The organism is Streptomyces sp. NBC_00872, assembly GCF_045161915.1.
Taxonomy (GTDB): Bacteria; Actinomycetota; Actinomycetes; order Streptomycetales; family Streptomycetaceae; genus Streptomyces.
Map to the genome: position 1 here is coordinate 1116223 of NZ_CP108806.1, position 14278 is coordinate 1130500.

At 70.5% G+C, this 14278-nt stretch carries 14 protein-coding genes; 4 read left to right on the forward strand and 10 right to left on the reverse strand.

Features of this window, described 5'->3' with window-relative positions:
- Positions 1-30: 30 nt before the first annotated feature.
- The 3 genes from OG214_RS04680 to OG214_RS04690 form a co-directional block, all read right to left on the reverse strand.
- A complete protein-coding gene (locus OG214_RS04680; RefSeq protein WP_405983883.1) occupies positions 31-960 on the reverse strand; it encodes an ABC transporter ATP-binding protein in 930 nt (309 codons plus the stop codon).
- A gap of 2 nt (positions 961-962) precedes the next feature.
- A complete protein-coding gene (locus tag OG214_RS04685; RefSeq protein ID WP_405983884.1) occupies positions 963-1982 on the reverse strand; it encodes an ABC transporter substrate-binding protein in 1020 nt (339 codons plus the stop codon).
- Positions 1983-2124: 142 nt separating this feature from the next.
- On the reverse strand, positions 2125-2964 hold the full coding sequence (locus OG214_RS04690; protein WP_405987428.1) for an ABC transporter permease: 840 nt from the start codon (positions 2962-2964) through the stop codon (positions 2125-2127).
- A gap of 282 nt (positions 2965-3246) precedes the next feature.
- Between OG214_RS04690 and OG214_RS04695 the strand changes: the two genes are divergently transcribed.
- Complete coding sequence (locus OG214_RS04695; protein WP_363084532.1) at positions 3247-4302, forward strand: LacI family DNA-binding transcriptional regulator; 1056 nt, start codon at positions 3247-3249, stop codon at positions 4300-4302.
- A 5-nt stretch (positions 4303-4307) separates the two neighbouring features.
- Here OG214_RS04695 and OG214_RS04700 read toward each other — a convergent pair whose 3' ends face one another.
- The 6 genes from OG214_RS04700 to OG214_RS04725 all read right to left on the reverse strand — a co-directional run bounded on the left by OG214_RS04700 (position 4308) and on the right by OG214_RS04725 (position 9647).
- The gene (locus OG214_RS04700) at positions 4308-4865 is read right to left on the reverse strand and encodes a GAF domain-containing protein (RefSeq protein ID WP_363084529.1); all 558 of its coding nucleotides are present in this window, start codon (positions 4863-4865) and stop codon (positions 4308-4310) included.
- Positions 4862-5521 carry an ATP/GTP-binding protein gene (locus OG214_RS04705; RefSeq protein WP_363084528.1) on the reverse strand — a complete coding sequence of 220 codons (660 nt, stop codon included), beginning with the start codon at positions 5519-5521 and terminating at the stop codon, positions 4862-4864. The genes OG214_RS04700 and OG214_RS04705 overlap by 4 nt, the downstream gene beginning before the upstream one ends.
- Positions 5499-5870, reverse strand: coding sequence for a DUF742 domain-containing protein (locus tag OG214_RS04710; protein ID WP_363084527.1), 372 nt, complete (start codon positions 5868-5870; stop codon positions 5499-5501). The genes OG214_RS04705 and OG214_RS04710 overlap by 23 nt, the downstream gene beginning before the upstream one ends.
- A gap of 2 nt (positions 5871-5872) precedes the next feature.
- The gene (locus tag OG214_RS04715) at positions 5873-6310 is read right to left on the reverse strand and encodes a roadblock/LC7 domain-containing protein (RefSeq protein ID WP_363084526.1); all 438 of its coding nucleotides are present in this window, start codon (positions 6308-6310) and stop codon (positions 5873-5875) included.
- Between the two features lie 7 nt (positions 6311-6317).
- Positions 6318-8327 (reverse strand): ATP-binding protein, encoded by a 2010-nt coding sequence (locus OG214_RS04720; protein ID WP_405983885.1) that lies wholly within the window; start codon positions 8325-8327, stop codon positions 6318-6320.
- Positions 8328-8762: 435 nt separating this feature from the next.
- Positions 8763-9647, reverse strand: coding sequence for an SIS domain-containing protein (locus tag OG214_RS04725; RefSeq protein WP_405983886.1), 885 nt, complete (start codon positions 9645-9647; stop codon positions 8763-8765).
- Positions 9648-9838: 191 nt separating this feature from the next.
- Between OG214_RS04725 and OG214_RS04730 the strand changes: the two genes are divergently transcribed.
- A complete protein-coding gene (locus OG214_RS04730) occupies positions 9839-10621 on the forward strand; it encodes a DeoR/GlpR family DNA-binding transcription regulator (RefSeq protein WP_363086044.1) in 783 nt (260 codons plus the stop codon).
- A gap of 196 nt (positions 10622-10817) precedes the next feature.
- Here the strand turns inward: OG214_RS04730 and OG214_RS04735 are convergent, their stop codons facing one another.
- On the reverse strand, positions 10818-12044 hold the full coding sequence (locus OG214_RS04735) for an MBL fold metallo-hydrolase (RefSeq protein WP_405983887.1): 1227 nt from the start codon (positions 12042-12044) through the stop codon (positions 10818-10820).
- Positions 12045-12349: 305 nt separating this feature from the next.
- Between OG214_RS04735 and OG214_RS04740 the strand changes: the two genes are divergently transcribed.
- Positions 12350-13555, forward strand: coding sequence for a Glu/Leu/Phe/Val dehydrogenase dimerization domain-containing protein (locus OG214_RS04740; RefSeq protein ID WP_405983888.1), 1206 nt, complete (start codon positions 12350-12352; stop codon positions 13553-13555).
- Between the two features lie 37 nt (positions 13556-13592).
- Positions 13593-14213: a TetR/AcrR family transcriptional regulator gene (locus tag OG214_RS04745; RefSeq protein ID WP_363086131.1), complete on the forward strand. Its 621-nt coding sequence runs from the start codon at positions 13593-13595 to the stop codon at positions 14211-14213.
- The last annotated feature ends 65 nt before the right edge of the window (positions 14214-14278 follow it).

The window sequence follows — 14278 nt, forward strand, 5'->3', positions numbered from 1 at the left end:
CCCGGCTCCGCGCCCCCGGATCAGCCGGACTCAGTCCTGGGCCGAGGCCGCGCCCAGCAGCCCCCGGATATGTCCGGCCGCCTCGCGGAACTCGGGCCGTCCCAGCGTCTCCGTGTAGTCGCGCTCGGGCGGCAGCCCGACGTCGATGATCTCGGTGATCGTGCCGGGGCGCGGGCTCATCACCACCACCCGGTCGGCGAGATAGACGGCTTCCGAGATGGAGTGGGTGACCAGCAGCACGGTGGTGCCGGTCTCGCGCCAGATGCGGTTCAGCTCCATGTTCATCTGCTCGCGCGTCAGGGCGTCGAGCGCGCCGAACGGCTCGTCCATCAGCAGCACGGGCGGCTCGTGCAGCAGTGCGCGGCAGAGCGCGACCCGCTGCTGCATACCGCCGGACAGCTCGTGCGGATACGCGTCCTCGAAGCCGGAGAGCCCGGTCATCGCGATCAGTTCGTCCGCACGCGCGCGGGCCCGCTCGCCCGGCATGCGGCGCATCTCCGCCTGGAGCAGGATATTGCGCCTGGCGGTGCGCCACTCCAGCAGCGCGGCCCGCTGGAAGACATAGCCGATGTCGTGCCGCGGCCCGTCGACCCGGTCACCGTGCAGCCGTACGGCGCCCGCGGATGCCCGGAGCAGACCCGCGACCAGTTTGAGGAGGGTCGACTTGCCACAGCCCGAGGGACCGACGATGGCGACGAACTCCCCGGCCGCCACATCGAGGGAGACCTCGTGCAGGGCGGTCACATCGCGCTTCTTCGTACGGAAGCGGACGGCCACGTCCTCAAGACCGACGGCCGCCACCGCTCCCCCTTCAGCCGCCGCGCCCGGCCTGCCTGCCGCATCCGCCGCGCCCGCCGCACCCGCCGTGCCCGCCTCCGCCGTACGCGCCGTGCCCGCCGCGCCCGGTGTGCTGTCCTCGGGCGGTCCGGCCGCCTTCCGCAGCGTGGTGTCCCTGGCCATCGTCATCCCTTCAGCGCCGTGCCGCTGTCCCAGTACTCCGCGACCGGCTTCGGGCTCTTCACCAGATCGGCCTCGGTGAAGACATCGATGGTCTGCTGCCAGTCGCTCTCGGTGTTGACGCCGGGTGCCTTGCCCCGTGTCGCGTCGGTGTGCAGCAGGGTGAGTGTCGTCCTGAACTGCTCCGAGAGCACACTCTCGGGCGGCAGTTGCTCCGACGCGCCCTCCATCGCCGCGACAGCCGGCCCCGGCGCCTTCTCCGCCGCGGCCCAGGACTCACTGACGGCTCGCACCATGCGCCCGGCCAGTTCGCTCCTGCCGGAGAGGACCTCCCGGCCCGCGATCAGACCGTTGGAGTAGAAGTTGAGACCGTGCTCCGAGAAACGCAGATAGGAGACCTGCTTCTTGGCCTTGTCCTGCATGGTCGGGCCCTGGTCACTGGCGTAGCCGAGCAGCGCGTCCGTCTTCCCCGAGATCACCGCGGCGATCTTGCCCGCCGGGTCGGTGTTCTGGATTTTGACGTCCGACTCCTTGAGGTTGTTCTTCTCCAGGAAGATCGGGAAGGTCTTGCTCAGCGCGTCGCCGGCCGTGCCCGCGACCGTCTTGCCCTTGAGATCGGCGGGGGTCCGGACGTTCTGGCTCTCGAAGAACTGCACGGAGGACGGTGTGGTCTGGAGGAAGACACCGAGGCTCTTCACCGCGATGCCCTGGTCCACTCCGCTGAGCACGGCGGGAGTGTCGGCCCAGCCGAAGTCGGTCTGCCCCGCCCCGGTCGCCTGCACGGTCTTCTGCGAGCCCTGTCCCGCGCGGATCGTCAGATCGATTCCGTGCTTCTCGAAGATCTTCCGCTGCTGGCCGTAGTAGAACGGCGCGTGTTCGCCGTACGGATACCAGTTGAGTGTCAGCGTCACCTTGTCGAGCTTCTTGCCCGATTCGCTGGTGCTGGTGTCCGAGCCGTCCTCACCGCAGGCGGTGGCGACCAGGAGCAGCGGTACGAGGCCGATCAGGAGTCTGCGCGCATGCATGGCTGGCCCTTCCCGGAACGGGGTCGAGTCGAGACGAGACGATTGGTTGACGCCGAGCCGGCCGGTGCCGGGTCAGCGGACATCGAGAGGCGTCGGTAGACGTCGGTAGGCGACAGAAGGTGTCGGTAAGCGTCGGAAGGCGTCAGAAGGCAGTGGTGACATTGGTGTCGCGACGGCTGGCGTGCCAGGGCAGCAGCAGCTTCTCGGCGATCTCCACCAGGACGAAGAGGACGACACCGATCAGCGACATGACGAGCAGTCCCGCGAAGAGCATCGGGGTGTCGAGATTGCCGTTCGCCTGGAGGATCACATAGCCGAGCCCCTCGTTCGCGCCCACGAACTCCCCGACGACCGCACCGGTCACCGCGAGCGTCACGGCGACCTTCAGGCCGGAGAAGAGATGCGGCAGCGAGGCGGGAAAGCGGATCTTGGCGAAGGTCTGCCAGGGCTTGGCGCCCATGGTCGCGGAGAGCTGGAGCATTTCCGGATCGACCGCCTTCAGCCCGGTGACCATCGAGATCACCACGGGGAAGAAGGCGATGAGCACCGCGATCAGGATCTTCGGGGTGATACCGAAGCCGAGCCACACCACGAACAGCGGGGCGATGGCGATCTTCGGCACGACCTGGGCGAAGAGCAGGATCGGATAGAGCGTCTTCTCGACGGTCGAGGAGTAGACCATCACCACGGCCGCGAGCACCCCGACCGCGACGGCGATCGCGAAGCCGAGCAGCGTCTCATAGGTCGTCACCCAGGTGTGCTGCCAGAGATACCCCGCCTTGCCCGTGAGCACATCGAGCGTCTCGCCGGGCGAGGGGACGAGATACGGCTCCACCAGCTCGGCCGCGGCGATGATCCACCACACGACGAAACAGGCGCCCAGCAGCACGACGGGCCGCCAGCCCGCCTCCACCGCGCGGGCGAACCGCTCGCCCGTGCCCGGTCTGCCGCGTTCCGCGACCCCCGCCACCTCCTCGGCCACTGCCGGTGCCGCGGCTGATGTCGGTGTCGGTGTCGGTACGACGCTCTGGCTCACAGTGAACTCCTCGGGAAATCCGGGTAGTTACAAGAGCGGTGCTCCCCGACAAGCGCTTTCAGAAAGCGCTTTCTGGTAGGGTGATCGCCACGCTAATGACTGCCCGTCCGTACGGTCAATAGGTCGTCCCGAAGTTTCGGGGGCCGCCAGGGGCCCCGCCGCCGCCACCGCCACCGCGACCTGGGGGTCGAGTTGAGTGAGTTGAGTGAACGGGAAGCACAGACCCATGTGACGCTGGACGCCGTGGCCCGCCGCGCGGGTGTCTCGCTGGCGACCGCGTCCCGAGCGCTGAACGGCACGGCGCGTGTCCGTGAGGAGCTGCGGCAGCGGGTGCGCGTCGCGGCCGATGTGCTCGGCTATATCCCCAACGCCCATGCCCAGGCGCTCGCCAGCTCCTCCAGCAACACCGTCGGTGTCATCTGCCACGATGTGGGCGACCCCTACTTCGCCGCGATCGCGGGCGGGGTGATGCGGGCCGCCGCCGAGCAGGACGTCCTGGTCATGCTCGCCAGCACCTTCCGCGAACCGGCCAAGGAGATCGCGTATGTCTCCATGCTCCGCGCCCAGCGCGCCCGCGCCATCCTGCTGATCGGCTCAGGCTTCCAGGACCCTTCCTGGGAGCGGAGACTGGGCACCGAACTGGCCCCGTACATCCGCGCGGGCGGCCGGGTCGCCGTCGTCAGCCGCCATCGCAGTCTGCGTACCGACGCGGTGCTGCCCGAGAACCGCGCCGGGGCGGCCGATCTCGCCCGCGCCCTGCTGGGTCTGGGGCACCGGGAGTTCGCCGTACTGAGCGGGCCACGTGAACTCACCACGGTCGCCGACCGGTTGGCCGGATTCCGGGAAGGGCTCATGGAGGCCGGGATCACCCTCGGCGCGGGATCCGTGGTGCACGGCGCCTTCACCCGTGAGGGCGGCTACACGGCCGCGCGGGAACTGCTCGTACGGTCCGGCCCCTCCGCCCGCCCCACATGTGTCTTCGCGGTGACCGATGTGATGGCGGTCGGCGCGCTGGCCGCGTTCCGGGAGGCGGGGATACGGGTCCCCGAGGATCTCTCCCTGGCCGGCTTCGACGACATCCCCCTGGTACGGGAGCTGACTCCCCCGCTCACGACCGTCGCCCTGCCGCTCACCGCGATGGGCGAGAGCGTGATCTCGCTCGCGCTGCGCGAACCGCGCGGGACACGCTCACGGGTGCTGCGGGTCGGCGGCGAGGTGATCCTGCGCGCGAGTACGGCGCCCCCGCCGTCCCGTACCGTCTCCCCCTACTGGGAGAGCTGTTGACGACATCAGAGCAGCCCGTCCTCCCTGCGGTGGATCCGTATCATCAGTTCCGCGGCGTACGACTTGATGGTGTCCAGGCCCGAACGGCCCCAGCGCCGAGGCTCGGTGTCGGCCACGCAGACGGTGCCCAGAGCCAGCCCCGTACGGTCGATGAGCGGCGCCCCCAGATAGGAGCGGATACCGATCTCGTCGACGAGCGCGTTCGCCGCGAACCGGGGGAAGTCCTGTACGTCCTCCAGCACGAGCGCCTTGCGCCGCACCACCACATACGGGCAGTAGCCGAGGTCCCTGCCCATGAACCGGCCGTCACCCGCGCCGGGCGGCGCGTGCAGCCCGGCGAAGAACTGGCGTTCCTCGCCGACGAAGTTGACCATCGCGTACGGAGCGCCGGTCAACTGTCCCAGTTCCCGCGCGAAGGCGTCGAAGACCGGCTCGGGACGCTCCCCGAGCCCGAGCTCGCGCAGTCGCGCCATACGTTCGGGCGCGTCCCCGTCGACAGGGGTGAGGAGCAGACGTCCGATCGGGTCGTACTTCCTGCCCGTGCTCCGTGGTGGCCGTGTCATTCGACCGGAGCCGGTGACAGAGCCGGAGTCGCTGCCGATGACGACGACAGTGCCGATGACGGTGACGGTGACGCGGTGAGGAGATGCTGAACCAGTGTGACCAGGGTCTGGATGCCGGAGCTGGCGATACGGGCGTCGCAGAGCACGATCGGCACCTCCGGTCTGAGGTCCATGGCGGCCCGTACCTCCTCCGCCCCATAGCGGTAGGAACCGTCGAACTCGTTGACGGCGACGACGAATCCGATCCCCCGCTGCTCGAAGAAGTCCACCGCGGAGAACGAGTAGTCCAGCCGCCGGGTGTCGGCCAGCACGATCGCGCCGAGCGCGCCCCGCGACAGCTCGTCCCACATGAACCAGAAGCGCTCCTGGCCGGGTGTGCCGAAGAGATAGAGCACATGACGCTCGTCCAGTGTCATCCGGCCGAAGTCCATGGCGACCGTGGTGGCCGTCTTCGTCTCGACGCCCGTCAGATCGTCGGTCTCCGCGCCGACCTGGGTCAGCAGCTCCTCCGTACTCAGCGGCGCGATCTCGCTGACCGCTCCCACGAAGGTCGTCTTGCCGACCCCGAACCCGCCGGCGACAAGGATCTTCAGCGCGGTGGGAAAGGGCCGGGGAGAGGATTCGGGGAGGGCTTCAGAGCTGTCGTCGTAGACCATCGAGCACTGCCTCCAGCAGGAAACGGTCGGTGGGGTTGTCAAAACTGTCGGGGGGTCGTGCGGTGATCGCCCCGCAGTCCACCAGATCGGAGAGCAGGATTTTGGTGACCGTCGCGGGGAGCCCGAGATGGGCCGCGATCTCCGCCACCGAGGTCGGCCCCCCGCAGAGGCCGACAGCCTGGGCATGCTCGGGGCCCAGATCCGGCGGAGGTACCAGCCCCGTGGCCCTCACCAGTGTCAGCAGATCGAGTGATGTCGTGGGCCGGGTACGGCCCCCGCTGACGGCGTACGGGCGGATGAGCCGGCCGGCCGCGCCGTCGAGCAGGGGACCTTCCTTCGGGACCGGCACCGTCAGCGCCCCGGAGCGCCCGGGATGGAGCCGGCCGTCTGTCTCAGCGGAGTGGCCAGATACGGCCGTACGCTCTTGACCAGCATGGCCATCTCGTAGCCCAGCACCGCGGCATCCGCCTCACGTCCGGCCAGTACGGCCAGGCAGGTGCCCGAACCCGCCGTGGAGACGAAGAGCAGGGTGGAGTCGAGTTCCACCACGACCTGACGGACCTCGCCGCCGTCCCCGAAGCGCACCCCCGCGCTACGGCCCAGGGAGTACAGACCGGAGGCGAGGGCGGCCATGTGGTCGGCGCTGTCCGAGTCCATGCCGTGCATGGATCTCACCAGGCCGTCGGAGGAGAGCAGGACCGCGCTGCGGGTGTACGGGACACGCTGGACCAGACCGCTCAACAGCCAGTCGAGATCAGAGACATGGCCGGTCGGCACATCGCTCGCCATGGTGCATCTACTCCTTGGGGGTGGTGTCGTGGCGCCGCGGTTCCGGCTGTTCCGCGGAGCGCGCCACGGGCTGGGACTCGGCGAGGCCGATGCCCCGCCGGAAGGCGGCCATCAGCCCGGGGTCATGGAGCGTGGGCTCCGCCGCGGGCGGGGGCGGGGGCCCGTCCCGCAACTGTGGGACGAGATGCTCCTGGCCCCGGCGCTTGGGCAGTTGGGGCCTGCTCCTGGTGGCGCGGATCGTGCCGTCGCCGGCGGGTTCGGCCGAGGGGACGGCGGGGTCGGCCGACGACGGGACGGCGGGTGAGGTGGCGGGCGCCGCCGGGGCGACGGGACGTCTGCGGTGGCCGTGGCGGGCGCCGGGGCGCGCGGCGGCGGGCGTGGGGCGGTCGGTCTGCGCGCCGCGTACGGGCAGAGGGACCGGTCCGGCGGGTGCGGAGGGCGCGGTCGCCGCGCCCGATACACCCTGCACGGGTGGTACGGCCGGCTCGGCTGGTACGCCCGGTGCGACGGCGGGCCCCGGCGGTGCCTCGTACACCGGCTGCGGCTGCTGCGCCTGGGGCTGCTGGGGCTGCATCTGCGGCGGCTGGGGTGGTAGAGGCTGGGGAGGCAGGGGCTGCGGTGGCGCCGACACATACTGCCGCGGTACGGGCACGACGGTGCTCTCGGGCATGGGCATGGTCCCGTGCGTCGGAACAGCCCCGGGTGTGGGTGCGGTCCTCGGCGCGGGCGCGGGCGGCTGACCGTCCGGTACCGGCGCATAACCGTCCGGTTCCGTCCGCTCCGAGCCGAGGAGCGCCTGCGGCAGCACCAGCACCGCCTGGACACCACCGTAGATATTGGACTGGAGCCGCACCGCGATCCCGTGTCTGCGCGCCAGCGCCGAGACCACGAAGAGCCCGATCCGCCCGTCCTGGAGGAGATGCGCCACATTCACCTGATCGGGACGGGCGAGCAGGGCGTTCATCCTCTGCTGCTCGCCGGGCGGCATTCCAAGACCCCGGTCCTCCACCTCGATGGCCAGCCCGGCCGTCACATACTGGGCCCGCAGCAGCACTTGGGTGTGCGGGGACGAGAACAGCGTGGCGTTCTCGACCAGTTCGGCCAGGAGGTGGATGACATCGGCGACGGCATGGCCGCGCAGGGTGCCGTCGATCGGCGGTACCAGCTTGATCCGTGGATACTGCTCCACCTCGGCGACGGCCGAACGCAGCACCTCGGTCATGATGACCGGCTTGCTCCACTGGCGCCGGGAGACGGCCCCGCCGAGGACGGCGAGATTCTCGGCGTGCCGGCGGATCCGGGTGGCGAGATGGTCGACGTGGAAGATGCCTTTCAGCAGTTCGGGGTCCTCGACCTGGTTCTCCAGTTCATCGATGAGCTGGATCTCACGGTGGACCAGCGACTGGAGCCGGCGGGCGAGATTGACGAAGACCTCGACCTTCTGTTCATTGCCGACGCTGCTGGAGAGTCTGGACGCCTGTACGACGGCGGTGACGGCCGCTTCGTGCGATCGGCCCAACTCCTCTGCCAGCAGGTCGAGTTCATCCCCGGTGGGGGTCTCGGCCGGGGGCGGAGGCGGCGTATGGCGCTCGGGAAGGCGCTCGCCGCGTCTGAGCTGCTCGACGACCGTACGGAGATCCGCCTGCCCGCGCGCGCTGGACCGGCGCAGCGCCTCGCAGCGGTCGACGATGGACTTGGCGGTGCGTTCCGCCCCCAGCGCCGCCGCGCCGATGGCGGCGAAGGCGACCAGCGCCGTGCCGACCAGGGCCGTCCAGATCTCGGCGGTCGGCTCGGCCGCGGCGGAGCGGAGAACGACCACCACGGCGGCGGCACCGCTCAGCGCGGCGACTATCGCGGGAAGGACTGCGGTACGCAGAAGCTGAGGGCGCATACGGACATCGGGGGGCGGCGGCGGGGTCCGCCTGGCCGCCGCGGACAGCGAGCGGGCGCCCGGCCTGCCGTGCCGCCCGCCCTCGCGGCGCTCCGGCCGCGCGGCGGGTGCGCGAAGTTGAGACATCAGTGTCCTCGGTACGTGGGGCCCCGGGAATCGGCGTCGTGCTGATTGCTGGTGGTCGTGCTGACGGGCGTACTGCTGGGCGTGCTGGTGAGCGTTCTGGTGTTCCGGACGGTGGGCGACGGCGGGACCCGCGCGTACCGCGGGAGCCCTCCGTTGATCACCGAGCACACACGGTAGTCGCCGCACGTTCATCCACGGTGGACAGTTGACGAACTTGCCCACAGAGCATCCCGCTCCGGTATGAGTCCTCGCACATCAGCGCGAAATACAGCAATCGGCCCGGCGTGGAACGCCGGGCCGAACTCCCCACGGGGACAGATACGGATATGTGGATATGCGGATACTCAGATGTATCGGATAAGTAGATACATCGAGACGACGGGCGGTGGATAGCGAGCGGTGGATAACGGCGGTGGATGACGAACGGTCAGTGGCTCACGAGGAAGGGAGAATCACGGAACGGGTGAGATGGCGCGGGCTGTCCGGGTCGAGGCCGCGTCTGTCCGCGAGGGCGAGCGCGAGCCGCTGGATCCGTACCAGTTCGGCCAGCGGGTCGAGCCGGCCCGCCACCCACAGCCCACCGGTCGCCCGTACCTGTTCCGCCAGTCCTTCGGGGACGGGACCGAGCGACCAGGTCGCCGTTCCGGTGGTCGTGACGCTGATCGGACCGTGGCGGTACTCCATCGCCGGATACGCCTCGGTCCAGGCGAGGGACGCCTCCCGCATCTTCAGCGCCCCCTCCTCCGCGAGCCCGACCGACCAGCCCCGGCCGAGGAACGTGAACTGCGCGCAGTCGGTGATGCCCGCCGGGAGCGGGTCCTTGAGAGCCGTCTCCGCGTCCGCGACCACGGCGTCGGAGTGCAGACCGAGATGGGCCCGGAGGAGGGTGAGGGCCGTGGTGGCGAACCGCGTCTGGACGACGGACCGTTCGTCGGCGAAGTCGAGGACGACCAGTTCGTCGGCCGCCGAGCGCACCGGGGTGGCGGGATCCGCCGTGATCGCTGTCGTACGGGCCGTACCGCGCACCTCGGCGAGCAGCCGCAGCACCTCGGTCGTGGTGCCGGAACGGGTCAGCGCCACGATCCGGTCGTAACGACGGCGGGCGGGGAACTCGGAGGCGGCGAAGGCGTCGGTCTCACCCAGTCCCGCCTCCTCGCGGAGCGAGGCGTAGGCACGGGCCATGAACAGCGAGGTGCCGCAGCCGACCACGGCCGTACGCTCACCAGGCCTGGGCAGCCGCTCGCGCACCTCGTCCACGAGCGCCGCGGCCCGGCGCCAGGATTCGGGCTGGGTGGCCAGTTCCGTCTGCACATGCGTCATGCGCGTCTCCACTCCCCTGCGTCGGACACCTGATTGATTCCGCATGCTAGGAGATACTTACGAGCAGTAACAAGCAAGGATCGCGCACGTTACGATCAGCACGATCCAGGCGCCCAGGGGTCGGGATCCGGCCCAGGGGCCGGGATCCGGCCCGGTGGCTGCGTCCGGGGACTGGTAACGAAGGGAGCGCGGTGAATCGCCACGAGCGGCACATGGCCTTGCTGGAGCTGCTGACCGAACGGCGTCAGCTGGAGGTCGACGCCGTCGCCGCCGAGCTGGGGGTGTCCGTGGCGACCGTCCGCCGTGATTTCGACCATCTCGCCGAGCAGCGGCTACTGACGCGGACCCGGGGCGGGGCGGTCGCGCACTCGGTCTCGTACGGCCTGCCGCTGCGGTACAAGGCGGTACGGCACGCGGCGGAGAAGGAGCGCATCGCTCGGGCCGCCGCGGCGATGGCCCGGCGCGGCATGGTGATCGGGCTGAACGGCGGCACGACGACCTCGGAGGTGGCCAGGGCCATCGCCACACGCGCGGACCTCACGGGCACCCCCGACGACCCCGCGATCACCATCGTCACCAATGCCCTGAACATCGCCCATGAGCTGGCGGTACGCCCTCATATCAAGATCGTCACCACGGGCGGGGTCGCGATGCCCCAGTCGTATGAACTGGTCGGCCCACTGGCTCGGCACATCCTGGGCGAGATCAGTCTGGACATCGCCTTCATCGGGGTGGACGCCGTCGACGCGGAATCGGGCGCCGGTGCGCGCGACGAGCACGAAGCGAGCATCAACGCGCTGCTCGCCGAGCGGGCGGAGCGACTGGTGGTCGTGGCGGACAGCTCGAAGCTGGGCGCGCGGGCCTTCGCCCGGATCTGTCCGGTGGAGGACATCGGGACGCTGATCACGGACACGGGCGCACCGGAGCGGATCGCGCGGTTCGAGGAGCGCGGGGTGCCTGTGGTCCAGGTCTGACGACCCGGACCACAGGACCACAGGGCCGGAGAACAACACGGCCGATCACAGGACCGCCGGGCTCGGCACGGAAACGCCGCACCGCCGACCCCGCCGCACGCCGAACCTGTCACACGTCGGCCTCGTCGCACGCCGGCCTCGTCGCACCGCCGACCCGCAGGGCCCTCGCCCGGTGATACGCGCCGGATCAGCGCCGTTACGCGGAGGGCGCCTTCTCGGCGGTCCCCCCGCTCTTTCCCGTACCCGCCGCGGTGATGGTGCCCTCTCCCGCGACCTCCGTGGAGATCACGGGCCAGCCGTCCTCGGGGACGATCGCCACGGACCGCCACCACGGCGCGGTGGGAATGTCCTGGCCGGTGGGCTCGAAGGGCTCGCCGGGGCGCGGCAGCGCGATTCCCGCGCCCGCCTCGGCCGCCGCCGTGATCGTGCCCTCACCGGGCTCGGCCCACGGGTGCGGGGCGAGGTTGAACGTACCCCAGTGGATCGGGAGCATGACGCCGGAGGGACGGCCCCCCTGGAGATCGAGATGGGCGCGCATACCCTCGGCCGGGGTCATATGGATGTCCGGCCAGTAGTCGCTGTAGGCACCGATCTGGATCATGGTGGCGTCGAACGGGCCGTGCTCGGCGCCGATGTCCTGGAAACCGGCGAAGTAGCCGGTGTCCCCACTGTGGTAGACGCGGTGCTCGGGCCCGGTCACGGCCCAGGACGCCCAGAGCGTGTGCTGCTGGTTACGCAGACCACGACCGCAGAAATGCCGCGCCGGAGTGGCGGTGAGCCGGATGCCCGCGATCTCCGTGGACTCGTTCCAGTCGAGTTCGCGCAGCCGGGACGCGGGCACCCCCCAGCGTTCCAGATGGGCGCCGACACCGAGCGGTACCGCGAAGACCGCGTCCGTGGCCGCCAGGGCCCTGATCGTGGGCAGATCAAGATGGTCGTAGTGGTCGTGGGAGATCACGACCACATCGAGGGGACCGAGCGAGGAGAGCGGTACGGGCACCGGGTGCAGCCGCTTGGGGCCCACGAAGGCGAAGGGCGAACACCGGTCGCCCCACACGGGATCGAAGAGCACGCGCCGGCCGTCGATTTCGGCGAACACGCTCGAATGGCCCATCCAGGTGAGCCGCAGCCCGGAGGCCGGGGGCACGGCCAGGTCCGCGAGAGTCGTGGCGTGCACCGGAATGGTGCCGCTCGGAGCCCGCCGGGCCCGCGCTTCCTTCTGGAAGTAGACCTTCGCGAACTCCAGACCCGAGCCCGAGGGTCTGGTCCTGGCACCCACCGGGTTCTGGAACACCCCGTCGGCGAAGTTGGGCGAGCGGTGGATCCGCTCGAGCCTCGCTCCTGCCGAGTCGGCCCCGAAGGCCGCGGGTCGCAGCGAGCGCAGCCGGGAGCGCAACGAAGGGGTGGAACCAGCGGCTGTCACAGCACCTCCTGGAGGTTCGGTGTTGTCCCATTATGTCTGGGCGGGTATCTCTGTGCGGGGCGAACGGACCGGACCGTCCTCCGCCCCGGCGCACGGCCCTACAACGACGCCGGTGCCCCCAGGATTCCCGTACACGCTTACGAAGTCGGCCCGATCCGGGGCGATCCCGGGCCATACCACGGGACGGAAACTTTGACAGGGGCGATCACCGTCTCGATACTGACTGGCGATTCAGTTGCGCGTTCGATCACCGCGCGCCGTGATCGCTCCTGTCACCGTGATCACGTCCCCGAGGAGACCGTCCGATGAATCCGTCCGCTTCCCCGGCGGCCCCGCTGATCTCCCTCACCTGGACGGACCAGGTGACCGGCCGGCAGGGATATCTGGTCGTGGACCGGCTGGTACGCGGGGTCGCCAGTGGCGGGCTGCGGATGCGCGCGGGGTGCTCACTGGAGGAAGTGACCGGACTGGCCCGTGGGATGACCATGAAGGAGGCCCTGCACTTCGACGCGGACGATCCGACGGCGCGTTATGTGCCGCTGGGCGGCGCCAAGGGCGGTATCGACTGCGATCCGCGCGACCCCTGCGCGTACGGTCTGCTGGTCCGCTATCTGCGTGCCACCCGGCCGTACATAGAGAGCTTCTGGACCACCGGCGAGGATCTGGGCCTGACCCAGGAGACCGTGGACCGGGCCGCCGCCGAGGCCGGTCTCGTCTCCACCGTCCAGGCGGTCCACCCGCTGCTCGACGACGAGCGAGCGGCACGGCGGCGGCTTGCCGACGCCTTCGCGACAGAGGTCGACGGCATCGGGCTGGACGCCCTTGTCGGCGGCTGCGGGGTCGCCGAGTCGGTGCTCACCGCCCTCGACCGGGCGGGGGTCGCCCCCGAGGGGACGCGCGTCGCTGTCCAGGGGCTCGGCACCATGGGCGGGGCGACGGCACGCTTTCTGTCCCGGGCGGGGCTGCGGATCGTGGCCGTGGCCGATGTCAAAGGGACCATCGCCCACCCGGACGGCCTGGACGTCGAGGCGCTCCTCGCCGCCAGGGACGCGTACGGCACGGTCGACCGCGCCGCGCTGCGCCCCGGGGACCGGGAGCTGCCGGGCGACGCCTGGCTCTCCGCCGACGCGGAGGTGCTGGTGCCCGCGGCTGTCTCGTACGCCGTCGACACCGGCAACCAGGCCGCGGTCAAGGCCCGTTGGATCGTGGAGGCGGCCAATATGCCCGTACTGCCCGAGGCGGAGGAACTGCTGGCCCGGCGCGGTGTCACGGTGCTGCCCGATGTCGTGGTCAACTCCGCCACGAACGCCTGGTGGTGGTGGACCCTCTTCGGTGACATCGGTCCCGGCGCGGACGAGTCGTTCGCCCATACCCGGCGGGCGATGCGCGCTCTGGCCGGCCGGATGCTGGCGCGCGCCGAGACCGACGGCACCACCCCGCGTGCCGCCGCGCACGCCATGGCCGCCGAACGGCTGCCGGTCATCGCGGAGCGGTACGGGTGGTACCGGTGAGCCGCATGACGGCCCCTCAGCTCGATAGGGTGACCGCGTGGCGAGAGTACGGCTGAGTGTGCCGGAGCGGCGCGAGGAGCTGCTCCGTGCCGCCGTCGGGCAGATCGAGGCCCGGGGCGTGGCGGCGTTGCGGATCTCCGATGTCGCCGCCGTGCTCGGTGTCAGCAGCGCGCTGGTGCTCTACCACTTCTCGACGAAGGAGAAGCTGGTCGCGGCGGCCTTCGCCCATGCCGCACAGGACGATCTGGCCCGGCTGCGCGCGCTGCTCGGCCGTCGCGCCACCGCCTTGGAGCGACTGCACGACGCGGTCCGCTGGTACGCACCGACGGGCGAGGCCAAGGGCTGGCGGCTGTGGATCGAGGGATGGGCGGCGGCGCTGCGCGAGCCCGCGCTGCGTGAGCCGGCCCGCGCTCTCGACCAGCAGTGGAAGGCGGCTCTCGCCGAGGTCGTCGCCGAGGGAACGGCGGCGGGCGAATTCGTCTGCGCGGACCCGGTGTCGGCGGCCGGGCGGCTGACCGCCATGCTGGACGGACTGGCGGTTCAGATGACGTCGTACGCGGGTTCACTGCCGCGCGCCACCATGCTGGAGTGGGCGGACGAGGCACTCGCCCGCGAACTGGGCGTCGACCGCGCGGCACTCGGCGGGCGTGGAGAGTAGAACGGCGGCCACACCGGGGCCGCCGGACATCCGGAACCGGACAGGGAGACGGAAGACTGTGGCAG

Bases quoted from the DNA above. Each gene is read 5' to 3' on its own strand.
- OG214_RS04680 (WP_405983883.1), bottom strand. From the start codon at position 960: ATGGCCAGGGACACCACGCTGCGGAAGGCGGCCGGACCGCCCGAGGAC.
- OG214_RS04685 (WP_405983884.1), bottom strand. From the start codon at position 1,982: ATGCATGCGCGCAGACTCCTGATCGGCCTCGTACCGCTGCTCCTGGTC.
- OG214_RS04700 (WP_363084529.1), bottom strand. From the start codon at position 4,865: ATGACACGGCCACCACGGAGCACGGGCAGGAAGTACGACCCGATCGGA.
- OG214_RS04705 (WP_363084528.1), bottom strand. From the start codon at position 5,521: ATGGTCTACGACGACAGCTCTGAAGCCCTCCCCGAATCCTCTCCCCGG.
- OG214_RS04715 (WP_363084526.1), bottom strand. From the start codon at position 6,310: ATGGCGAGCGATGTGCCGACCGGCCATGTCTCTGATCTCGACTGGCTG.
- OG214_RS04720 (WP_405983885.1), bottom strand. From the start codon at position 8,327: ATGTCTCAACTTCGCGCACCCGCCGCGCGGCCGGAGCGCCGCGAGGGC.
- OG214_RS04725 (WP_405983886.1), bottom strand. From the start codon at position 9,647: ATGACGCATGTGCAGACGGAACTGGCCACCCAGCCCGAATCCTGGCGC.
- OG214_RS04740 (WP_405983888.1), top strand. From the start codon at position 12,350: ATGAATCCGTCCGCTTCCCCGGCGGCCCCGCTGATCTCCCTCACCTGG.